Raw genomic sequence first — 23,335 nt, 5'->3', positions numbered from 1 at the left:
GCGATGCCTAGAAAAACAACAACTTATATTCATTTTCAGCCGAATGAATTGTCAGCTTTTCATCTCAATGGAGATTTAACATCATCAATAACCGAATTGAATGATTTCTTTTTCATTGAATCAAAAGTAAATTCATCAACCAAAATAGCATCCCAACGCGCGTCTTCAACTGCAAGCAGACTATCCATCTCCTGTTGCGTTATCCCACCACTGGATACTTTTTCTTGCAATTTATCTTTTAATTGGCCGAATTTATAGCGTTTTAAATCCGCCACTTTATGTGATAAGCCATCAGTTTCAATAATTAACTGCAAGGCGTGCTCCATACGATCTACGGGTTGTTTCGCATCGCCGCTTAAGTAAATAAAATTCTTCATTCTATCTCGATAATGGTTATTAGCGGTCATTAAGCGTGCTAATTTTTGATCCAGTTTATCTGACGGATAGCGCATGGTTTGCCCAAAAGGAAACGCTAGCAAACGCATTAAGAACCCTAAAGGACGAGATGGGAAATTTTGACATAAGGCAATCATTGACTTCTGTGCATGATAAAAGCAGTAATCTACAGCCCATTTCGCATGCACTTGCTCATCAGGATGATCCCCATTCATTTGCACCGCTCTTAATGAGGCCATGGCCATGTATAAATAGGACATACCGTCTGCAAGTCTTGCTGATAAACGCTCTTTTCGCTTTAACTCGCCTCCCAAATAGATTAATGATAAATCTGCAAGCCAAGCAAAGGCATGACTTAGACGCGCTAATCGCTTGTATTCCTTTTTCATCGAATTATCTGGAACAGAAATAAATAACCCACCGGTCCATGCGGAACAAATAGTTTTAGCAAGATTCTGCATGAAATATTGGATATGATTCCAAATTAATGTTCTAAAGGCCTCTTTATTTTCCGCGGAAATGGCATAAAACTCATCGCGAACAAATGGATGGCACGCCATAGAACCTTGTCCAAAAATAAGCAAGTTTCTAGACATGATGTTGGCCCCTTCTACTGTAATAGAAATGGGGATAGCTTGATACATGTTGGTTAAATAATTACGAGGACCAACAACTACAGCACGGCCCGCATGCACATCCATAGCCGTATTAACAGTAGATCGGCCTAATTCAGTATTAAAGTATTTGGTAATCGCGGATGCTACCGAGGGCTTCTTATGTTCGTTAACAGCCGCAACTGTTAACAAGCGAGTAGCATTGATTATATAATTCAATCCCGCGATTTCAGCAAGCTTTTCTGCTATCCCTTCAAACTGAGCAATTTCCACATTAAACTGACGACGGACACGTCCAAAAGCTCCTGATGTCAAATAAGAAACGGAGGAAGATGCAGCACCTAATGCCGGCAAAGAAATAGATCGGCCTATTGATAAACACTCCACGAGCATTTGCCAGCCTGTTCCTGCCCTCTTTTGTCCACCGATAATCGTGGTGATTGGCACAAAAATATCTTTACCACGCAAGGTTCCATTCATGAATGGTTGATCTGCGGGCAAATGCCTGTTTCCAATTTCCAAGTTTTCAGTATCACGTGGAATTAACAGGCAGGTGATTCCTTCCTGTCCTTCCCCTTGTAATAAACCATCGGGATCTTTTAAGTTGACCGCTAATCCGATTAAGGTAGCGACGGGAGCCAAAGTAATCCATCGTTTATCTAAAGTAATATTCAAGCCAAGAATAGATTTTCCTTCAACGGTTTTCTTGAGCACTATCGCACTGGATTGAATAGACGTAGCATCACTTCCTGCTCCAGGCTCAGTAAGAGCAAAACAAGGTATGTCTATACCTTTGGCAAGTCTCGGCAGATAGTAAGACTTTTGTTCTTCCGTGCCATAATAGTTTATTAATTCACCAGGACCAAGAGAGTTAGGAACCATAACCGTTACAGCAGCAACCCCTGAACGACTAGCGACTTTCATCACCACATCAGAATGAGCTCGCGCGGAAAAACCTTTACCACCATATTCTTTAGGGATAACCAATCCTAAAAAGCCACTTTCTTTAATATAAGTCCATACTTTAGCAGGTAGATCGCGCTCCTGACTGACTTCCCAGTTGTCGAGCATGCTGCATAAGGTTTGAGTTTCATTATCAAGAAAAGCTTGCTCTTCAGCAGACAACTGCGTACTAACACTGGCTAATCTATCCCAATTCGGCTTCCCTACAAAAATATCTTGCTCAAGCCAAGTATCTCCAGCATTCAATGCTTCTTCTTCTGTTTTAGATAATTTAGGGATTGATTTACCTGCTGTTTTATAGAGAAAATCACTGATCAACATCCGTACCGGCTCAACTTGCACCACGACAATCGCACTAATAATGACCAGCCATAATATTAAACCGGGAATGAAGGGCAGACCTATAAAGAAAGTGGCTGCAATCAAATAAAGAATACTACCAATTTCCCAAACCAATGAGTTAGTCGCTCTATAAAGCACTACTAACGTGAATATTAAATAAACCAAAAACAATGCAATACCCATAAATCCCCCTTCCTTTGCTTTTTTATTATTGCAGGATAGGTTACTAGTATATACTCTTTATAGTTCATTTTACGAGTAGCTCAAGATTAGACTTAACGTGAATTTTTGATTCAAATCAATGGCGCTAGCCTTGACAAATGGTGAAAACAGCATGAACCAACGATTTATTTGGAATTTTGAATTTTCTACAAAAATAATACTCCCTCTTTCTAGTTTTATGGAGCAGCCAGATATTGTTAAGTGGGAAATACGTTATTTTTGGCCAGAAGATCAGATCATTAACCTGCATAAGATTGATGACGCTCTACTCGATATTACGTGCTATCAGCAAAAACACAAAGAAGATTGCTATTATCTACTACCCAATGAAAATTATAATATCAAATACCGGCGTAATCAGCTTCTTTATAAACCTTTAGTGAAACACTCTAATAAAGCGCTAGGGTATGGAACTAAGATTAATCTTGATGCAGTAACCGATTACCCCGATCAGCAACAGGAATCTATTGATCATTTACAAGAAATATTGCATCAAGCACAAAATTTTGGAAAGAAAATTAATGTACAAAAGACATCGTTTACTTATAAATTTGCAACAACTCCGCATGTAAAGCTTGAACTAGCCCGACTTAAAGTTAATGATAAAGTATATTTCAGTGCATGTATTGAAGGTAAATCCTTACCGCTAGTAGAAACTATTAATAAGCACTTGCTGGATGACCAGGTTTCCTGCGAATATGTAACTTTTTTAAAAAGCATCGACAAATCATGATCCGAACTCTGTTAAACATTATCTACAGTTTTGGCAAAATTGGCCTTATCTCCTTAGGTGGAGGTAACTCCATGTTAAAACTCTTGGAGTATGAAGCAGTAGACTATAGACACTGGGTTGGTAATGAAGAATTTGTTGGGATGCTAGGTTCGAGTTTTTTATTTCCAGGGCTCACTGCAGTAAAATTAGCGGCACTTATAGGATATAAAGCAGCTGGTTTTCTGGGACTATTTCTTGCGATTATTAGTCTGAATCTCCCTGGTTTACTTATGGCAATCGTAGGGTATCATTGGCTAACGTCTCACGATGGACCAGTCACACGTAAAATTATGATCTCGGTTCAATATGGAGGCTTGGCCTTGTTAGCCGCTGCAACTTTTTCTGTTGCTCAAGGGGTTGTCGGCATGTATGTCTCTATCCCCATGGCTATAGCATGCATTCTATTCTTTTTAGCGCTGGCCCTTTGGAATCTATCGCCTTTTTATGGCTTTCTAGGGTTCATTGCTATTTGTTTTTTTATGGTTCGTTAGTAATTTGCCTTGTTCTCTTGAGTGACTGAAAAGTGCCTTCACTGCGTTCAGGATAACAAACATTTGTTAAACAAAAAGGAAATAAAGTAGCCCATGGATAATACGCTTGATAATCCGGAATATTATATCAATAGGGAATTCTCAGCGATTGCCTTCAATCAGAGAGTTCTTATGCTCGCTAATGATGAGCGTGTTCCTTTATTAGAAAGGATGCGCTTTCTCAGTATTTGCAGCAGTAATTTAGACGAGTTTTTTGAAATACGAGTGGCAGGCCTTAAAGAAAAAGTAGCTATGTCTTCAGGAAAACTAACCATCGATGGTTTACGTGCCGATGAAGCCTATAGCGAAATCAGCCATAGGGCACACGAACTTATTGATCAATTGTACAATATATTCAATAAACAACTTCTCCCTGCCCTGCGTAAGGAAAATATCTATTTTCTTGAAACGCATGAATGGACAGATGATATTCATTTATGGGCAAAACATTATTTTAAGCACGAAATTCTACCAATCATTAGCCCCATAGCGCTCGATTTAGCTCATCCACTTCCTCAGTTAATCAATAAAAGCTTGAATTTTATTATTTCGCTAAGTGGTAAGGATGCATTTGATCGTAATATTGACTATGCAGTGGTACATGCGCCACGCTCTATCCCCAGAATGATTCATTTACCCTCCGAGTTATGTGGGGGAGCGCATTATTTTGTTTATTTATCCTCCATTATTCAAACTCATATTAATAGCCTATTCCCTGGCATGGAAATCAGCGGTTGTTATGCATTTCGCTTGACCCGTAATAGTGATTTATTTTTGCGGGAAGAAGAAATTGATGATCTCGCTCAAGCCGTGCAACGAGAAATATTCTCTCGTCATTATGGTCATGTGGTAAGACTAGAAATTGAGAACAAATGCCCTGAAAAAATAATTGATTTTTTATTGCAGAAATATCATTTAAGACATGAAGATACCTATTATTGTGATGGGCCTGTTAACCTACAAAGATATACTCGGGCCATTAATACTATTAGCGATAGACCCGATTTAAACTATTCTACGCTAATTGCGCAATATCCTAAATTCCCCAAATCAGAACGAAATTTATTTAACGTATTGGATGAACAAGATATTTTACTTCATCATCCTTATCAAAGTTTTGATGTAGTGATCGACTTTGTAAGACAAGCAGCCGCCGATCCTAACGTTCTAGCAATTAATCAAACTCTCTATCGTACTCACTCTGGTTCTGTAATGGTAGATGCATTAGTGAATGCAGCTCATTCAGGGAAGGAGGTAACTGCGGTTATTGAATTACGAGCCCGTTTTGATGAAGAATCCAACTTAAAATTAGCGAATAAATTACATGCGGCAGGAGTATTAGTTCTCTATGGAGTAGTGGGATATAAAACTCATGCCAAGATGACTTTAGTCGTAAGACGGACTCATGGCAAATTAAAGCGTTATGTGCATTTAAGTACCGGAAATTATCATGAACAAACGGCAAAACGCTATACGGATTTTGGCCTATTAACTTGTGAGCCAACTATAGCCTCTGATGCACAAATTATATTCCAACAACTTACCGGATTAGGCAGAGTAGTCAAACTCAAAGCGTTAAGCCATTCGCCGTTTACCCTGCAAAAAACATTATTACAATATATAGAACAATGCGCTACTGCGGCTGCAGAAGGTGCTGAAACGGAAATCATGCTCAAGGTTAACGGATTAACGGATAAAGTGATAATCCAAGCCTTATATAGAGCATCCCAGGCTGGAGTCAAAATTAACCTCCTCGTGCGAGGTGTTTGTTGTTTAAAACCAGGATTACCAGGAGTATCGGATAATATTAGAGTTTTGTCCTTTATTGGACGCTTCCTCGAGCACCATAGAATTTATTATTTCCGAATTAAGAATGAAGAGCATTATTTTTGTTCTAGTGCGGATCTCATGGAGCGAAATTTATATCACCGTATTGAAATAATGTTTCCAATTCTTGATGAGCAATGTAAAAAAAGAATCAAGCAAGAAATCATAAAAAATTATCTTAAAGATAATAGCAACACATGGGAAATGCACAGTGATGGAACGTATAAGCCCAATACTCAAGGAAGTAACTGTGCTCAGGAAAAATTAATAAAACTTTATGGGGATGAGGAGATTTAGCGATATTTTGTCGGCCTATTTGTACGTTACCTAATTCAAGGCAGTTGCTATGCGGCCATCCGAAGGAGCTCTTAAATATGGCACAATGAGTTTTGCAAGAGATCCCTCGCTACGCCCTGGATGACAGTAATAGTAACGTAGCAAAAGCTTTAGAGTAGTAACGTTTTATGCAATTTTCCTGGCTCTTCTCTGGCCAGACGAGGGACTAAATATCCTGGCAACAGTGTTTGCAATTGATGATAAATTGTCTGAGCATTAACAAAAGGCATATCAAAGTGAGCGGCGCCCTTTACTTTATCTAATAGATGAAGATAATAAGGCAGGACTCCATAAGCAAATAAAGCCTGGCTTAATTCTGCCAAAATGGTTGCCTGATCATTGATACCCGCCAATAAAACTGATTGATTTAGTAAAAGGCAGCCAGCTTTTTGTAAATCACTACACGCCTGCCTCACCTCGTCATTTAGCTCCTGCGGATGGTTACAATGCAATACCACTACTTTTTTAAGGCGTGTCGTTGATAATAACTTCAGTAATGACTCTTCTATTCGTTCTGGAAATACAATAGGGATACGAGTATGTATACGCACAGTATGTACGTGAGGGATGTCTTCTAGTAGTTGAATCAATTCAGTTAATACTACATCAGATGCAAGTAAAGGATCACCTCCACTTAAAATAATCTCCGTGATGCTAGCATCATTTGCGATGTAATGAACGATTTCTTTCCACCCACTACGTCCAGGATTATTGTTCTGATAAGGAAAATGCCTTCTAAAACAATAGCGACAATTGACAGCACAAACACCAGTTATGGTTAATAAAACACGGCCATGATATTTGTGTATTAATCCTTTCAAAGGAATAGTATCTAATTCTGTAAGTGGATCAGGCCCATATCCCTCCGTCTCCTCAAGCTCCTCTCCCAAGGCAAGTACTTGCAATAATAAAGGATCGTGTGGATTACCTTTGTGCATACGCTTTGCAAATCCTAAAGGGATACGGCTAGGAAATTTTTTTTCTGCTAGCAAACTACCTTCAGCTATAGGGAGTTCTAAATAATGAAGTAAATCACTTACCGATGTAAATCCTTGTGCTAAAATTTTCTGCCAACTCAAAGAGGTCTCTCGCATTAATCATATAGACTTGATAAACTGTACGAACTGTAACGAAAATAAAGAAAAATCTCAACTATGGAGCACTAATGGCAATCTATAGCACTAACGAATTTAAAAATGGTTTAAAAGTAATGGTTGACGATGCACCTTGTAACATTCTTGATTGTGAATTCGTAAAACCAGGTAAAGGCCAAGCATTTACACGAGTAAAAATTCGTAATTTAAAAACAGGACGCGTTGTAGAACGCACTTTTAAATCTGGTGATACCTTACCTTCAGCTGATGTTTCAGATGTTGAAATGCAATATCTCTATAATGATGGAGAACAATGGCATTTTATGGTTCCCGATAATTTTGAACAATATGCGCTAGGTGAAGCTGTTCTTGCCGATGCAGCCCAATGGTTAAAAGAGCAGGATGTTTGTATCGTCACTCTGTGGAATAACGAACCCATACAAGTATTACCACCTACATTTGTTATTCTAGAAATTGTTGAAACAGACCCTGGGGTAAGAGGCGATACTTCTGGTGGCGGCGGAAAACCAGCAAAATTGGAGACTGGTGCTGTAGTTCGCGTACCTTTGTTTGTCCAAACAGGCGAGTTAATTAAAGTAGATACTCGTAAGGGTGAATACGTTTCTCGAGCTAAAGAATAATTCCTTAAATTACATTTGGGAATAAAAGAGCATTCTGTTTATTTGAACACCGTCTACTGGATACCACGCATCAAACGCGGTATCCAGTCGCACAAAGATATGAAGGCTTATCGAGGTTCGTTGTTCTAATAGCCGTTGTAGTAACCACCACCCCAATATCCATTATCACCCCAGCTGTAAAGATAACCGGGATATCCAACATAATAATAATTATTTCCCCAATAAGGTCTGTTATTATAATACCCCACGGAATAAACATAATCATTACTATATCCTGGATCATATACTACAGTATCAACACCAGTCACGGTATCTATTGTACAACTGGTTAGCAAAAGCACTGGAACACTTACAGTAATAGCAGCTATTAACTTATTCATGATTACTTCCTGGTATTATGCTTGTCCATTAATTATATATTATGAATAACAATTGCTCAAATATAGACCGATTTTCCTTTTGCTTTCAAAGAGATGCTGATTTGTCTTAGAGCTTGCTAATTAATTCACTACAAATAAGCAATGTCCATTATTTACGCAGGAAATGGCAACTAGTGTTCATCTTAGACGAATTAATTAACAAGGTCTCAAAGAAGAGAAGAGTACAGGCAATGACAACCTTAAACCTGAGCCGCAGCTGAAATGTACTTTGGAGATTTATGCAGAGCTTCAGGTTTCCTATACCATCTAGGCGTACACACCACTCTCCAAAACAATCTCCCAATCTGAAATTATTTACTGGTTCAGTCAGGATATATCATCACCTATATGTAATAATAATAGACCAAGATCCTCTCCATTGATAGATTTTTGCACAAACATGTCATTTTAATTCTCTTCTCCTTAACTCCATAGCTCAAAAATTAGCCAAATAAAGCGCTTATTGCATATACTAAATACATAACTTTAAACGGAGAACATTTTATGAGCTACTCCAAAAGAGATAAAGCAATTGATACATTACTCGAGATTCAAAGGAAAAAAAGAATAGGGAGCCGAATGGCTTTAGCTGAAATAAATAAGGAAGAAGAAGTTCATAAACAATATCCAGAATATCAGGGTATGAATAACGCTCAATTATTACAGGCAAGAAGAGATAATGATATAAACGAATTAATCGCGCTCAAAAGCCAACCTCTATCGACAGGAGACCAACATGATGCCAAAGCAAAACTGGAGCAGAAATACCCCAAATATAAAGAAAAAAATGCTAGCGAGATAAAACAAGCAGAACAAATGAGAAAAGCTCATCCCCCTTTAGAAGATGACGCACCTTATGCTCTGGAAACCCCTCTAATCGGCGATAGAAAAGACCAGGATCTACAGAGCCTAATTGACATTCAAAGAAAAAGAGAGCGAGGAGCACGAATGCTTTATGCTGACCTCCTCAAAGAACAAAAAATTCATCAAAAATATCCGGAATATGAGAGTATGAATAGTGCTCAATTGCTACAAGCAAGAAGAGACCACCATATGAAAGAATTAATTGGTCTTGTTAAAGGGCCTATAGAAGTAAGTGAACAGTATGATAGAAAAATGGATCTCCTTGACAAATACCCCCAATATAAAGGTAAAAGCGCGGGAGAAATAGAACAAGCGGAACAAGCAAAGAAACAACCAGGTACTCCACGTCAGGATAATGTTGATAGTAGTCCTAAAAATAATTTAACTACGAAACAAGAAATTGAATTACTAATCGCTTATAAAAAAATAGCTCAATTGAACGGCTATATGGATGCAAAGCAAGTAAAACAATGGACGGAACTTAATAAAAAATATAAAGACGCCTCTGTTCCTGAATTAGAAAAATTATTAAGCGATAGCCCGCAGCAAGTGCAAACGTCTATTCAGAGTAGAAAGCTAGCTCCTATCATTGAAGATTATAAAAAATTATATAGTAAAGAACCTGAAATAAAAAATGGCAGAGCAGAACTGTCGTTCCCATCGACCAAAGAGATGGCCGATTTTATGTTAGATCAAAGCCACAAAGAGAGAGCTTTTATTGTTGTGGATAAAGCAACGAATAAAGTCATGGCATATTCTAATGGTGATGGAAAGCTATATCATGGAAATGGCAATGAGTTTCATCCTGGAGATAAGCCAGAACCTTCTGGTGTTGATATAGCTGACTTTAAAATGCCTGAAAGAGAGCCTCAACGCTCGATGAGAATGTGAACAGTAGCCGTTTTCGGTAAAGGGCTCATAGCCGTCAAGCTAAGAGCGCAATATCATTCTAAGGGGAGTTAACCCTGCTTATCCTCGCTCCGTTCGGACTGCGGAAGTACTCTAGCCACGCATCGAAGTCTTGCTCATCGTGCTGTGAAGGCTTCGAGACCTGAGGTATCCCCACAAATTTTGATTAAAGAGCGAATTACCGTGGCTTGACCACGGTATCTACAAGATGAGTAATTGTTAGTTTAAGCCCAAGAAATACACTAGATTAAATTTCATTTTTAACCACTTCATTGAAGAAATAGAGGTGATTTAATGATGCAACGTGTGGATACCGTGGCCAAGCCACGGTAATTCGAGAGAAGTTATAACTCTGTGGAGATACCTCAGTTCGAGACGACGTAGACGCTTCCTCAGTCCAAACGGGATTTTATTAATCATTAAGTGCTTATAACGAGTAAAACTCCTTAGCTTTACCGCTATGGGGCAAGAACCCAGCCCTATCAGCGTCTTATTTTGAGGGGGCTACTATTTATTGTTAGAGCCTCTAAATAAGTGATTAGCTGAAGCCTGTACAGTAGGCATAATGATCATCTCTTCAATATTCACGTGTGCTGGACGAGTGATGCAATAAAAAATAGCATCAGAAATGTCTTGAGCAATTAAAGGCTCAAAATCTTTATAAAAATCAGAAGCTTTTTGCTTATCATTCCAACGCACCTCACTAAACTCTGTGTGCACAGCTCCTGGTGCTATCTCTGTAACGCGAATAGAACTTCCTAAAAGATCTAATCGCATTGATTTTGAAATGGCATGAACTGCCGATTTAGTGGCGCAATACACATTACCATTGGGGTAACATTCATGTCCGGCAATGGAACCAACATTGATTACATGTCCTGTTCCTCGCTCTAACATACCTGGTATTACCGCACGACTGACATACAACAGTCCTTTAATATTGGTGTCAATCATTGTATCCCAATGATCTTCAATACCTTGTTGTATCGGTAACGTATCTAAAGCTAAGCCAGCATTGTTAATTAGTATATCGATGGCCTGCAATTCACTGGGTAAAGTTTCTAATTGCTTTTTTACCATTGCCTTATTACGTATATCTAGAGGTAAAATATAGTGTTCTTTATTATGCTGATGAGATAATTTCTGAGCAAGCTCTTCTAAACGCTCCACACGACGAGCACTTAAAATGAGTCTAGCACCTTGACTTGCAAATAAGCGCGCACAAGACTCGCCTATACCACTTGAAGCACCCGTTATTAAAATGGTTTTATCTGTCAATACATTCATATATACCTCTTCTTACCAATAACTCGTTGCTTAATTGCATAGTGACACAAGGAACATCCCTTCAAAGAAGGCATCATTACAGACTAATGAAATATCTGCCAAAAAAATGAAATGAATAAAATAATAATAATCAATGCTGGAAGTAAAAAAGACGTAGAGCCGCGATTTATTGGTTTTGCTCCGCGGTTAACATCTACGGTTAGGCTGTCCACATTAGTTGAATCATAAAACGTATCTTTATCGACAACAATAGCTTGAGGAGTAAGTTGTTCTGACTCGGTTTTAATGCGAGAAGATTTTTTTACTGCAGTACCAATAGCTAAGAATTCGACAAGACCATTGCCCAATTGATACACATAGGTTTTTACCCCAATAATGTCATCCGCGCCTATGGCTTTGGCCTCATCGGTGATTAAACCTAAGGCATGTTCTCGTGCAGCATAAATCATTCGCGTTAACTCGTTAATTTCTCCTCTAAAAAAAGATTTTAAAGCAGAGGTAATGCCACCAACCAGCCCCAGTGAATATACGGAAGTACCTAATAGTAACTTCATTGGCGCATATCCCATATTCGCCATATTCCACATTTCAATATTAGTCATATCGCTGCTGACTATATAATCTTTAGCAGTATTAAAATCATCATCACTATCCACACTGCCAATAGTTAATTTCAACTGAGGGTTATAAGAAGCAGTGCCTATCATCAGCATCTCGCTGACCCCACCGAATGGGAGTACCGTAGTTTTTATTCCCAGTACAGCATTAGCTTTATATTGCTTGGCATGAGCAATAATACGGTTTAAAGCCAAATGCCTCGTTCTATTGAAAATATCAGAATACTCTTTTATTTCACCACGGCCAAAGGTTTTTAGAGCACCTAAAATTCCACGCCCTAAGCCCATGGAGTATGCAACGTTACCAAAGGAAAAACAAATAGGTTTATACCCTGCATCTAATTGCGCATAGAGTTCTTGACCATCATCGGAAGTTGAAAATTTCTCTTTGCTTGCGGTACTGCCAGCATTAATTCCAGAGCCTATCGATAAAAATTCAATATTGGAGCCATGAATAATCAATTGACTGGTAACACCAGTAATGCCTGTTACCCCATTCGTAGTCGCCTCCTCTAACATCCGTTTATAGGCTGTTTCTCGCCCCTCTTCAATAAGTGTGGTGATTTGTTGCAGCTCTCCTCCCAGCATAGCTTTTAATCCCGAGCCAACGCTACCAATAATGCCTAAGGAGTGAACACTATTACCAACAACAATAGAACCAGGGGTATAATTTTTCTTTGCGAGACAATAGACTTCATTCCCAGATAAACCCGTAGTGATGGTCATGCTCGACTCCCTTGTCATTTTATATCTAAAGTGTAGACAATAACTTTTAAACCGCAAAAAAGCTTCTTGGATTCTTGTATATTAATAAGAACTAGATATGGGCCTAATGGTACTGCCATTAGGCCAAGAACCCAATGGCGCTACCTTAAGTTTTTGTAGCCTGGATGAGCGCAGCGTAATCCGGGATTTCAGTGCACTGAGCTAGGGTATTCCCGTATTATGCTGCACTAATACGGGCTACGATTTTTTCTTCCTTTTCTTAAGGTAGCGCCATTGGGCCAAGAACCCGACCAACAATAGATTGACTTCATTTAAATAGAAACCGCTACACATCTACACCTATAGTGGTATTACCCTCACTATAAGAATGGGCTCCTACTCCAGCTAAATGACCATGTTGCATAATCAAGTACTCATTTCTTATTGGCTTATTGGTAAACCAACACTCCAATATTTCTCTTACCCCGGCGGCATACCGTGCTTGAGCGGATAATGAGGTGCCTGAAGTATGAGGAGTCATTGCGTGATGGGGCATAAAACGCCAGGGGTGACTACTTGATGGAGGTTGAGGAAACCAAACATCGCCAGCGTAACCAGCTAATTGTCCGGACTCCAGTGCCTTAGCAATAGCATCTCTATCACAGATTTTGCCGCGCGCCGTATTAATCAAATAAGCACCACGTTTCATTTTTTTGATTAATTGATCATCAAATAAATGTTCTGTCTCTGGGTGTAGGGGACAATGAATGGAAACTACATCACAGCGTGTCACTAAAGACTCTACCGTTGGATGGAAGGTAAGATTTAACTCTTGCTCTACTTGAATAGGAAGTCGATGCTTGTCTGTATAATGTAATCCCACATCAAAAGGTTTTAACCGTTTTAAAACAGCCAAGCCAATACGTCCAGCAGCCACACATCCGACTTGCATTCCTTCGAGATCATAAGAGCGGCTTACGCAGTCAGCAATATCCCATCCCCCATCAACTACCGTCTTATATTGAGGTATAAAATCACGTACTAAGGCTAAAATCATCATGACCGCGTGTTCTGCAACACTAATGCTATTACAAAAAGTAACTTCACATACAGTAATGTTATGTTCTTTGGCTGCCTCTAAATCAACGTGATCGGAACCTATACCAGCGGTAATAGCCAGTCGCAAATTAGGGGCTTGCTCTATTCGTTCGCGAGTTAAATAAGCAGGCCAAAAAGGTTGAGAAATCACTATATTGGCATCTTTTAATTCTTGTGCAAAAACTGATTGAGGCCCTTCTTTATCACTGGTCACGACAAAATCATGCCCTAATCCTTCAAGAAAAGATCTTAAACCTAAACCGCCACTAACCGAGCCTAACAGTTCTCCTGGTTTAAAATCTATTGCCTTTGGACTTGGTAGAGACTGGCCATCCGGATAGCGCATCAATTCAGGAATGGAATCACGAGCATAACGTGGTGGAAAACCATTTTTAGGATCGTCATAAAGCACACAGACTATTTTTTGTTTTGACTGATTTAACATGCAATTCTCCTTAATGCAGTTCTCTAAGTTTGATTTGGTCTATTCCGCCATAAACCATAAACCTATTCTATACTTTCATCAAATATGCGCAGAAAAAGTGCCCCAAGAAACCAACAATATCTGCCTCGAAAGAGATATGAAAAACTATATCTGAACCATTAATAATCAAGCTTAGCTCGATATGAGGCCGATAATGGCTTCTCCAAATAAACGAGTAGAATTAGTGTTTATTAATAAAACTGGAATGGCGCACCCAATGAACCTCCATGGACATTTTTTTGAAATCACTGAAATTGATGGCATGCTGCACTAGGCCTTGCCCATTACTAATGAGCCCTTCCGATTTAACTCCCCCTCGACCGTATTGATTAAATTCCTAGGATTGGGGGCTGGGAATAAACCTAATTGTTCCGCATAATCACGTGCGGAAGTGTATTCCTCACTCAATACCAATGCTTCGGAAGGTTCTAGATGGAATCGTTCAACTAAAATTTGCTGCAGCTCTTGTACACTATAATGGACTAGCTCCTGCAATATCAGTCGATTATCAAGAGCATCTGACAAAGGAGTCCTATCCATAAATTTATGATGCGGATTTTGCGCCCCCAGTAAGCAAAAACCTGAAACCTTAGGGGGATTGCCATCAAGATCATATCCAGAAAGCAATGCATTCATCAGTTTCTCATTAACCTTGGTATTGAATTCATCACAAAAAGCCACTAGCCCGTGATGAAAGGCATCCAGAAGTTGTGCTTCTAAGTCTTTAGGCTCCGTTGCTTTAATCACAACATAATCGATACTTTTAGCCCGTAATAATGAAAAAATCAATTGACTCTTACCATGCCCAGGATCGCTCTCAAGAAGCATACCATTGATGCCAAGCTCTTGTGCTAACTCACCTTTTATTTTCTTTTCTCTGAGCTTCATTAAGATGTCGATAGTAAATACAGCACTAACTCGCGAAGACGTCCAGACATACAGTTTATTCTCTGTTTGCGGTAATGACTGCAATGCCATCGCTTTTATCTGTTTTTTATTCCCTTTCCAGCCTGTTATCTGTTTGATGTCTTTGCGTAGTTCCTGGCTTCGTTTTTGATCTAAGGCTAAGGTTTTAATTTCACTTAATAGAGCATAACGCATTAAAAAATCATCTTGCATCATCTTAGTTTGCGGAGACTCTTTTAAGATTAAAAAGCGCAAGCAACTCATTTGGGCATTGCGTGAAGAAATATTCAATCCTGCTTCTTGCGCTTTAGTATAATAATGTTTTATAAGCGCCATTAATTGCTTACTCTGTTCATAATGACTCAGTAATGGACCTATTATTTTTTCTATGGATTCTCCCTGAAAAGGAAAATAATTAGGGAATCGTTTTAACAAATCAGGAGCAAAACGCCCTTCATAGTGAGTAGGATTACCCGCAAAGATAATTTTATGCCCCCTTAATGGATAACACTCTCCCTCAAACCAAAATTCTTTATCACCCCGCACTATAGCCTCGAGTAACAAATAATGTTCGTTAGACAAATTAGCTTCATCGAGAAATAAAATGGGTTGGCTGGTTTCCTGGTGAGCAAGAAACGCTTTCAACGAAGTTAATTCATAATAAATTTTAATCGGCCTATTAATTGATTTTCCATAATTAAACAGTGTTTTTTGCACAAAATGACTTTTCCCAGCCCCCGTTTTGCTGATTAAAAAGGCCATATTCTTTTGCTCTAAATAATCAAATAGCTCTTGCGGTGTTGTCGGCTCAGCCTTATTAGGGAGTGCTCCCGAGCCCCATTGCAAACGTTTGATCAAGCAGTTAACCCAGCTCTCTTGTTGTGCCTCATCTTCGGGCAAATCAAGAAAATGGCTATGACAAGGTGCCCACTTCAACTCTTGATAGGTTTGTTGCAAACGTTGAGCTAATTGCTTCTCTAATCGACGAAAATCATCTTCAGGTTTATAGACATGAGCAATAGGACTAATCGCTTTAAAAGGAGTTGCATCATCAGTGATAATCGTCATATTACTTACAGAAACGGGCTCCCCATTAATCCATAAAAAAGGTGGATTGATAAAAAGTGATTGCAACTGCTGGGCAAGAAGGGGAGAAAACTGTCCTTTAAGAATAATAGGTCGCGCCGATCTAATCGCTGCTAATAATTGAGTTTCCTGCCCTGTGAACTTCCTATTCTTTAAATCAACATGGTAAAACAAACTGTTAAAACTGGTTTTTGTATCCACGTTAATGGTAAGAGCCCCTTTTTTCTTTCTACGCTCTTCTTCATCGTCTTTATCGGTGGAAAGAATCAAAAGATTAGAAGATTCTAACGCAACGATGGGCATCACCTTCTCTCTTAATGGCTCAGGAACAAAAACCTTGGGTGTTGCTTTGATAGTTAAAGCACATTGATGCTCTTGAGCTTCTTTCAACAAGCTATACCACTGGATTTCAGATAAATTATCGGTGACAACTAACTCAAGTGAATGATGTGATGCAAAAAAACCGGGTAAAGGCTTCAATGTCTGCTTGTTCGTAATTTTGTATTGCTTAAAAAACAAGGTCAACGTCGCTTGATTCAGCACACGGACTTGCTCTGGTTCTGCCTTGGGCGGTTGAATGGCAGGATAAACACTTAAATCTGGCATGGCAAAATCAATATGAAAACCGTTAGGTACTTTTTGCCACTCGCCATTAAAGAAAAAACGTTTTTTTACTAATAACTCATTGATAAAAAAACGAAATTTAGGATCATCCAAAGGGGCATTATGTAACGTTAATTTGCAAATTTCTTTTTGAGCAGCGTTCATTAGAGCACCAGGGACTATTCCCAAAACGCCATCATCAAAAATAGGTCGTCCTATTAAAGTAGACTCCCAACCCAAAGAATAAGGGAACAAAACATCATGCTCCTGTATTGGTTGATTTAACTTCACTTCAGGCCAGTTTAACAAAGGAAGCTCTGGTGCTTGGCTTATCGCATCAAAACGAGAATAAAAATCATCACCCATTTTATAAGCTGAGCTTTGATTTGATACCACCACTATATGTACATTAGGCGGAATATCCAAACCATGTAGATTACGACGATCATTATCAATAATGCTATTTAACCCCACATGCCTCGCCTTGGGATCTGACCAATCAACAAACCAGGTATAAGATTGCTTAGGATTTAAAACTGCTTCTTTTAAAAATAAACTCACGGGACTATCTACCCATTGTTCTTTACCTTGGTCTATACGGAGATTTTGCAGACGCAAAGAATCTAGATCACGTGAGAAAAAGGTATTTTGGGCGGCTAATGAAAGATGATGTAGTGTTTCAATTTCCTTGCGTTCTTTGAAAATAAGCCACCGTCTGGCAAAAGCATCTTTAGCCGTGAGCAGTGTCACTAAGTCCTCTGGATTATTCGTAGCAATAGGGACGCTATTCCATGTTTGAAATCTATTGTTAGTAGATAAAGGAAGAACCTGTTTTTTAGCTTTCACCTGTTTTTTTGGCTGTTGCACCCCGTTAGTAGTCACTGCAGGCATGGGTAGCTCCAGAACATCGGCCTCACCGCCACCTAAATCTATGGTAAACGTAGCCTCATGATAATGTACCCGGACAAATTGATGTACATCATTATCGATTAAACTAGCATCTATTCCTAATTCACTCGCTAGAGCAACAAATAATTGCGCCCTATGTCGGCATACCCCAGCTTGTACTTGAAGCAAGCCATTAAGAATATCAACAGTATCTCCGCTAAGATCTTCGGGGGCTGAAGTTTTTTGAAACTGGCAAAATGATGCTAAAACACGGATACGTGATGAAACATCAAGCTGTAACAAGTTGTGATAAGATTCTGAATCGATTAAATTTCCCTGGGGGGCAAATGACAGCTGGGCTATCCATTCAAGATGTTCTTTTGCAATTTTTTCACAAAGAACCTCGTCCTGATCCGAGCCTGGTTTAAGAAGGTAATTTACAATACAAGATTTAATAGGCTGATGAAACTTAATGAAATAATAACCTGAACTCTTATCTCGCTTTAACTCATAATCAGGATGCTCCACTGCATAATGCACTAGTTCATCTCTCGTGCTTAAAGCAGGTAATTGCATCCATTGATTAATTGCTGGTTTTAAAAAGTTAATTTGCCCATAGACCTGTTTAGAGGTCGCTTCTTGCGTCTCAAATGCTTTTTCTAATTGTTGATTGGTTAAATTTAATGATTCATCAACTGACTCCAGATTTATAGACTTAGGATATATGGGGGTAAAGATTCCATAAGACGAATTCCAAGACAAAGAATGAAGGTGATAACTAGAAACAGGGGGTTGCGTTGCTCCTTTTGTTTTAAATAACGTTCTAGCCGGTAAAGTGGGAACTCCCTCCTCCTTACCAATTTTCCCATCGAGTGACTGGAAACTGCTAGGAGAATTATAAGTATTGCTTTGTTCTGCGTGAGCCAACCATGCAACCCAGTCAATGGAAATATGAGGGTAGCTTTGCCTAAATAGATTAAGGGTGTTTAACTCTTTATCATTTGTTGGAGCGATAAAGACAATTCTTTGCAGATTGGGTGCTATCCTAATTAATTGGGTTAATTCCGCAGAAGTTAACCTGGACGATGGGAAATCAATAAATGTTAAAGAAGGCAAAAAATCCGATGGTAAACTCTTGAGAAATTCAAAAAAATTATCAGGCTTATGAATGGTAATTTTACTTAAATTGGGCGCTGCATCCCAAATATTTTTTAATTGCTCGCAAGTAAAATAAGTGTAGGTTCCATCAAATTCAGTTAAAAAAGGAAGAGAGTTAGCTTGCAAATTCAGCTCATTATTAATAATACAACTATGAAATGTCAGCTTATTTAAGAACGGGGCCGATTGTAACAGAGAAAAAAGTTGCTCTGCATCAAATGTAGATGTTGTTATTTCAAGATTCTTGAGCTTGTTTAATTTATTTTTTATGGTCAACAGCGAGGGATCAAATAGGTTATTATTTATTTCCGAAATCGATAAATCTTCAAGATTAGGCGCTGCATCAATGAGTCGGCTTAACATCTCAAATGAAAAAGTCTTATTCCGGATATCAATCTTCGTTAGGTAAGGCCTGGAAGGCATTTGAAAGGATTCATCTTCATCTGTTATATAAATACGACTAAGCTCTAGTTCATTTATATTATGAGCCGCTTGCAATAAATCTTTTAAATTTTGCGTTGTTATGCCTACTCCGCTTCCCAAAACAAGCTTTTTTAAATTGGCTAAGCTTTTTTCATATAAAGTAAATTCATTTTCATATAACCCTGCTAAGTAAATACATAAAGTATGCAACTCGGGCGAACTATTCAGTAGCGTTGATAGCAATTTTGCAGATAATGTTTCTGCTTGAATGCTTAAATATCGTAATGAAGTTTTATGAAGTTTAATATCCTCTTCTTCAGGGAGCGGATCACAATTCTCTACAGAGAGCGCCTTCAAATTTTCTGCTTTATTCAGAAAGGAAATTACTGGCAATGCTCGATTAGTTGATTTTAAGTGACGTAATTTTTTTACTAAGTCAGGATGCTGACTTAATACATAATTGAAATAGAGCCCCTCTCTTATCTCTCCAGAAAGTGGAGAATTATTAGTTGCTGGTAAGAAACAGGGTGGGAATTGATATTTATCGTGTACTTCTTTAATTTTTTTCTCGAATTTCTCTCGCTGTTTTGACCAATCGTCAACCTCCCTTTCATTTTCAGATGAAGCAAAATCCCATTCAATGCCACTTTTATCTTCAGTGTTTATTGCTTCTGAATAGCCCATCTCCTGATAAAGAGCATTAAGATCTTCCAAAAAGAGAAAATTCACAAAATGAAAATAGACATCAGGAGACTCTAAAATTTTAGAGCTTAACTGACTTAACCGAGATTCATCTAAAAAATCAACGCGCTCGCGGCTTGTATTTAATTTTTTTACGACGTCGCTTTCTTGCGCAGGAAGAACAGGCATCACACAAGGAAAAATGGCATCAATATCCGTTGATTCTGTTATAGGTTGCAATCCATCCGCTGTTGGATAGTACATGATAAAGCCATCATCAATTAATTTACTGACGATTCTCTTTTTCAGATACAGCCCATCTGGCTCATCAGACCCGTTATAGTTGAGAACAATCGTTTTCTTTTCCGGGTGGGCGGCACCTATTTTAATAGTCTCCCAACACTCAGGATTATCGCTCAATGCCTTTTCTACATTGAGAGCACCCCCATTAGGCTCAACAGAAGACTCAATAACAGGTAATTGATTTTTTTCATAACATAAATCCAATTCCTGAAGAATATTAATCGTACTTGTCATTTAAAGATCCACAATATAAAATGAAGTTAGCCGTTTAATTAATAGCTTTTTACATCCATATTGCACGTTTAATATTCATTTCCTTGTTTAATAAAAATCAATTTATGGCCAACCAGTATGGCCGCTCATTATACTTCATGAGAACATTTTATACAATGTTTACTATAATCTAACCATACCCTTTAATACACATGATTTAAAAATGACGTTGACCGAAAATCACTTTTCTCAATTACTGAAGGAAATTACGGATATAGGCACCGCTCTATCTGCAGAAAAAGATCATGTTCGCTTATTAGAATTAATTCTGCAAAAAGCGCAACAAATCACTCATGCTGACGGAGGAACTCTCTATACCTGTACTGAAGATAAAGAACTGAAATTTGAAATCATGATCAATACCTCTATGAATATTCATCTAGGTGGCACCAGCAAAGATAAAGTAACATTTGCCAACTTACCCTTGTATGATAAACAAGGTCGAGCCAATGATCGAATGCTAGCTCCCTGGGCGGCAATAAGCAGAAAAACTATTAATATTAAAGATGCGTATCATAATAAGAAATTTGATTTATCGGGAACTAAGAATTTTGATAAATCAACTGGGTACCGCTCTCAATCCTTCCTTGTTGTTCCTATGACCAATCATTTAAATGAAGTCATTGGCGTGCTTCAACTCATCAATCCTCTAGATCCCCAAACAAGAACAATTACTCCATTTTCTCCCTTAGACCAACAGATAGTGGAATCATTGGCCTCCCAAGCCGCGGTAACAATTACCAACCGCCAACTCATCAATGCTCAGAGAGGCCTGTTTGATGCCCTGATACAACTCATTGCCAAGGCTATTGATAAAAAGTCACCTTATACAGGAGGACATTGTCGAAGAGTCCCGGTTCTTGCTCGTATGATAGCTCTAGCTGCTTGCAAAATAGACAAAGGGCCACTAAAAGAATTTAATATGACTGACGACGAACTCTATGAGTTAGAGGTCGCCGCGTGGCTACATGATTGTGGCAAAATCACTACCCCTGAAGCGGTGGTGGATAAGGCCACCAAACTAGAAATGATCATTGATGGAGTATACTTAATCGACACTCGTTTTGAAGTACTAAAACGAGATGCCATCATTCATGAGCTACAAGAACAGCTCCAAAAGATCACCGGTAGCATCTTCAATTTGCAAAGCAATAAAAATCTACAGGAGCAATTGCATCAACTGGACAACGAACGTGCAGTTATCCGTGAATGTAATATCGGCGGGGAACAATTTGATCCACGAAAACTCGACGTTATCAATGAGATTGCCAGGCGCTATTGGATAGGCCCATCCGGCCAGAAGGAGCCCTTTTTATCCGAGTTAGAAGTACATATGCTCAAAATACAGAAGGGCACTTTGTCTCATCAAGAACGAAACATAATTAATAACCACGTCACCATGACTATAAAAATGCTTGAGTCACTCCCCTATCCCAAAAATCTAAAAAACGTACCTCAGTTAGCCGGCAGTCATCATGAAAAAATGGATGGAACGGGATATCCCCGAGGGTTAACTAAAGAGCAGATGCCTTTACCAGCACGTATTATCGCTATAGCGGATATTTTTGAAGCCTTAACTGCCCGCGATAGACCCTACAAAAAGGCGATGTCACTACCGACAGCCTTAAGTGTTTTAGGAACGATGAAAATGGAAGGACATATAGATCCTGATTTGTTCGATGTTTTTATGGATGCCGAAATATATCAACATTATGCTAATGAGTTCCTGGGTAAAACCGACCTTGGCACTATCAACTTAAGCGCCATTCCAGGCTATGCCGCCTTGAAATCGTAGAAACCAGAAGAACCTAATACAACATCATTGAACAATAATGAGTCTCGCTGTACCATATAGGCTCATTAAATGTGAGTGCAACTAATGTACGAAAAACATGACGAAACAGAACAATTAGCCCCCTTTAATTTTTTATCTGAAGAATTAACCGATAATATTCGAACTGAATTGCAGGACAATAGGCTCAGTCATAATATGTTTGCGTTTACTTGTCGAACCTTTTATAGATTGGCTAAAGCAGAGCGCCTAAGAGCCAGACTTGCTGATTGCTTGATAGAGAGGGAGTCATTAGAAATTCAGCACATGTTGACGAGATACCCTCAATTACTAGTAAAACGCGGCTTGATAATAGATAAATCTATACGAATTTTCGAGGAGTGCTCTGTTTGGGAGTATATTTTATGGGCATTAGATGTCAAATTTATGGGGCCCATGATGGTAGATTGCCTGCCTTATGATGAACAAGGCAAACAGATTGCTCTACAATTACTGGCTCAACTAGAACATCACGAGCAGCATGGAATTACTTATTTATTGAACGGTAAAGATCATTGTGAAAGCCATTATGATTTTTCGATTCTCGCCGTATTGCAAACTTTTGTAACTAATTTTAACTCCTGGGAATGGCATGAGCAAATCAACTTCTGGAAAAAAGATATGAGAAGAGCCCAGCTGTATGCTCCTACTCATATAGCGCAACATTATTGTGCTCCTGAAGCATTTAACGGTGATACATTGAGTCATTCATTGACGTTCCTTCATCCAATAACCAAACAAAATGAACCGTGGTGGACAGGGCAACCTATAGAAGAAATTGTAGAAAAATCAGAATACGCAGTCATCAAAGGAGCCAAAGAATGTACCGCTGTTAATTATATGAGAGGTACGTATACTTCTGCGCATAAGGATTTAACTGAACTTACCATACTGAAACAAACCAGGCTTACTAATGATTTACCAGCTCTTAAACAAAAGTTAATTGATTTTATCAAAACGTTTGACATGCAATGCCAATCAGCCAATATCCGCATGAAAGCAGGATAGCTTTACAAGTAAATGCCTGCGCCTGGAGCACGGAGCCAGATATCTCGCTGCCCCT

General features: G+C 38.8%; 15 protein-coding genes. 8 read left to right on the top strand and 7 right to left on the bottom strand.

Going from position 1 to position 23,335, the window contains the following annotated elements; all coding sequences use genetic code 11:
- Window positions 1-59 precede the first annotated feature (59 nt).
- On the bottom strand, window positions 60-2,498 hold the full coding sequence (locus LFA_RS01325; protein ID WP_045094592.1) for an acyl-CoA dehydrogenase: 2,439 nt from the start codon (window positions 2,496-2,498) through the stop codon (window positions 60-62).
- Between the two features lie 151 nt (window positions 2,499-2,649).
- Here LFA_RS01325 and LFA_RS01320 point away from each other — a divergent pair, with 151 nt between their 5' ends.
- The 3 genes from LFA_RS01320 (at window position 2,650) to ppk1 (ending at window position 5,963) form a co-directional block, all read left to right on the top strand.
- Window positions 2,650-3,270 carry a hypothetical protein gene (locus LFA_RS01320; protein ID WP_045097334.1) on the top strand — a complete coding sequence of 207 codons (621 nt, stop codon included), beginning with the start codon at window positions 2,650-2,652 and terminating at the stop codon, window positions 3,268-3,270.
- Complete coding sequence (locus LFA_RS01315) at window positions 3,267-3,800, top strand: chromate transporter (RefSeq protein WP_045094591.1); 534 nt, start codon at window positions 3,267-3,269, stop codon at window positions 3,798-3,800. Before LFA_RS01320 ends, LFA_RS01315 begins: the two co-directional genes overlap by 4 nt.
- A gap of 93 nt (window positions 3,801-3,893) precedes the next feature.
- Window positions 3,894-5,963 carry a polyphosphate kinase 1 gene (gene ppk1, locus LFA_RS01310; RefSeq protein WP_045094590.1) on the top strand — a complete coding sequence of 690 codons (2,070 nt, stop codon included), beginning with the start codon at window positions 3,894-3,896 and terminating at the stop codon, window positions 5,961-5,963.
- A 149-nt stretch (window positions 5,964-6,112) separates the two neighbouring features.
- Here the strand turns inward: ppk1 and epmB are convergent, their stop codons facing one another.
- Complete coding sequence (gene epmB / locus LFA_RS01305) at window positions 6,113-7,096, bottom strand: EF-P beta-lysylation protein EpmB (RefSeq protein WP_045094589.1); 984 nt, start codon at window positions 7,094-7,096, stop codon at window positions 6,113-6,115.
- A 71-nt stretch (window positions 7,097-7,167) separates the two neighbouring features.
- On the opposite strand from epmB, the gene efp reads away from it, so the two are divergent.
- Window positions 7,168-7,737, top strand: a complete 570-nt coding sequence (efp, locus tag LFA_RS01300) for an elongation factor P (protein WP_045094588.1) — start codon at window positions 7,168-7,170, stop codon at window positions 7,735-7,737.
- Window positions 7,738-7,862: 125 nt separating this feature from the next.
- On the opposite strand, the gene LFA_RS01295 is transcribed toward efp, so the two are convergent.
- Window positions 7,863-8,117, bottom strand: a complete 255-nt coding sequence (locus tag LFA_RS01295; protein ID WP_045094587.1) for a hypothetical protein — start codon at window positions 8,115-8,117, stop codon at window positions 7,863-7,865.
- Between the two features lie 543 nt (window positions 8,118-8,660).
- On the opposite strand from LFA_RS01295, the gene LFA_RS19305 reads away from it, so the two are divergent.
- Window positions 8,661-9,911, top strand: coding sequence for a hypothetical protein (locus LFA_RS19305; RefSeq protein ID WP_052673811.1), 1,251 nt, complete (start codon window positions 8,661-8,663; stop codon window positions 9,909-9,911).
- A 525-nt stretch (window positions 9,912-10,436) separates the two neighbouring features.
- Here LFA_RS19305 and LFA_RS01285 read toward each other — a convergent pair.
- The 3 genes from LFA_RS01285 to LFA_RS01275 form a co-directional block, all read right to left on the bottom strand.
- The gene (locus LFA_RS01285; RefSeq protein ID WP_045094586.1) at window positions 10,437-11,216 is read right to left on the bottom strand and encodes an SDR family NAD(P)-dependent oxidoreductase; all 780 of its coding nucleotides are present in this window, start codon (window positions 11,214-11,216) and stop codon (window positions 10,437-10,439) included.
- Window positions 11,217-11,299: 83 nt separating this feature from the next.
- On the bottom strand, window positions 11,300-12,559 hold the full coding sequence (locus LFA_RS01280) for a heavy metal-binding domain-containing protein (protein WP_045094585.1): 1,260 nt from the start codon (window positions 12,557-12,559) through the stop codon (window positions 11,300-11,302).
- 325 nt (window positions 12,560-12,884) lie between these two features.
- Window positions 12,885-14,081, bottom strand: coding sequence for an NAD-dependent formate dehydrogenase (locus tag LFA_RS01275; protein ID WP_045094584.1), 1,197 nt, complete (start codon window positions 14,079-14,081; stop codon window positions 12,885-12,887).
- Window positions 14,082-14,274: 193 nt separating this feature from the next.
- On the opposite strand from LFA_RS01275, the gene LFA_RS19300 reads away from it, so the two are divergent.
- Window positions 14,275-14,394: a multicopper oxidase domain-containing protein gene (locus LFA_RS19300; protein ID WP_172653446.1), complete on the top strand. Its 120-nt coding sequence runs from the start codon at window positions 14,275-14,277 to the stop codon at window positions 14,392-14,394.
- On the opposite strand, the gene LFA_RS01270 is transcribed toward LFA_RS19300, so the two are convergent.
- Window positions 14,391-20,402: a hypothetical protein gene (locus LFA_RS01270; RefSeq protein ID WP_045094583.1), complete on the bottom strand. Its 6,012-nt coding sequence runs from the start codon at window positions 20,400-20,402 to the stop codon at window positions 14,391-14,393. The two genes, LFA_RS19300 and LFA_RS01270, sit on opposite strands and share 4 nt — an antisense overlap.
- A gap of 202 nt (window positions 20,403-20,604) precedes the next feature.
- On the opposite strand from LFA_RS01270, the gene LFA_RS01265 reads away from it, so the two are divergent.
- Window positions 20,605-22,236: an HD family phosphohydrolase gene (locus LFA_RS01265; RefSeq protein ID WP_045094582.1), complete on the top strand. Its 1,632-nt coding sequence runs from the start codon at window positions 20,605-20,607 to the stop codon at window positions 22,234-22,236.
- Window positions 22,237-22,320: 84 nt separating this feature from the next.
- Window positions 22,321-23,280 (top strand): hypothetical protein, encoded by a 960-nt coding sequence (locus tag LFA_RS18705; RefSeq protein ID WP_052673810.1) that lies wholly within the window; start codon window positions 22,321-22,323, stop codon window positions 23,278-23,280.
- The last annotated feature ends 55 nt before the right edge of the window (window positions 23,281-23,335 follow it).

Source organism: Legionella fallonii LLAP-10, assembly GCF_000953135.1.
In the GTDB taxonomy this organism is placed as follows: Bacteria; Pseudomonadota; Gammaproteobacteria; order Legionellales; family Legionellaceae; genus Legionella; species Legionella fallonii.
Note: the sequence above shows the minus strand (reverse complement) of the source record. Positions and strands in the feature narration are given on the sequence as shown.

Excerpts from the sequence above, each read along its gene's own strand:
- LFA_RS19305 (WP_052673811.1), top strand. The coding sequence starts at position 8,661 with ATGAGCTACTCCAAAAGAGATAAAGCAATTGATACATTACTCGAGATT.
- epmB (WP_045094589.1), bottom strand. The coding sequence starts at position 7,096 with ATGCGAGAGACCTCTTTGAGTTGGCAGAAAATTTTAGCACAAGGATTT.
- LFA_RS01275 (WP_045094584.1), bottom strand. The coding sequence starts at position 14,081 with ATGTTAAATCAGTCAAAACAAAAAATAGTCTGTGTGCTTTATGACGAT.
- LFA_RS01270 (WP_045094583.1), bottom strand. The coding sequence starts at position 20,402 with ATGACAAGTACGATTAATATTCTTCAGGAATTGGATTTATGTTATGAA.
- LFA_RS19300 (WP_172653446.1), top strand. The coding sequence starts at position 14,275 with ATGGCTTCTCCAAATAAACGAGTAGAATTAGTGTTTATTAATAAAACT.
- LFA_RS18705 (WP_052673810.1), top strand. The coding sequence starts at position 22,321 with ATGTACGAAAAACATGACGAAACAGAACAATTAGCCCCCTTTAATTTT.
- LFA_RS01280 (WP_045094585.1), bottom strand. The coding sequence starts at position 12,559 with ATGACCATCACTACGGGTTTATCTGGGAATGAAGTCTATTGTCTCGCA.
- ppk1 (WP_045094590.1), top strand. The coding sequence starts at position 3,894 with ATGGATAATACGCTTGATAATCCGGAATATTATATCAATAGGGAATTC.
- LFA_RS01315 (WP_045094591.1), top strand. The coding sequence starts at position 3,267 with ATGATCCGAACTCTGTTAAACATTATCTACAGTTTTGGCAAAATTGGC.
- efp (WP_045094588.1), top strand. The coding sequence starts at position 7,168 with ATGGCAATCTATAGCACTAACGAATTTAAAAATGGTTTAAAAGTAATG.
- LFA_RS01285 (WP_045094586.1), bottom strand. The coding sequence starts at position 11,216 with ATGAATGTATTGACAGATAAAACCATTTTAATAACGGGTGCTTCAAGT.
- LFA_RS01295 (WP_045094587.1), bottom strand. The coding sequence starts at position 8,117 with ATGAATAAGTTAATAGCTGCTATTACTGTAAGTGTTCCAGTGCTTTTG.
- LFA_RS01320 (WP_045097334.1), top strand. The coding sequence starts at position 2,650 with ATGAACCAACGATTTATTTGGAATTTTGAATTTTCTACAAAAATAATA.
- LFA_RS01265 (WP_045094582.1), top strand. The coding sequence starts at position 20,605 with ATGACGTTGACCGAAAATCACTTTTCTCAATTACTGAAGGAAATTACG.
- LFA_RS01325 (WP_045094592.1), bottom strand. The coding sequence starts at position 2,498 with ATGGGTATTGCATTGTTTTTGGTTTATTTAATATTCACGTTAGTAGTG.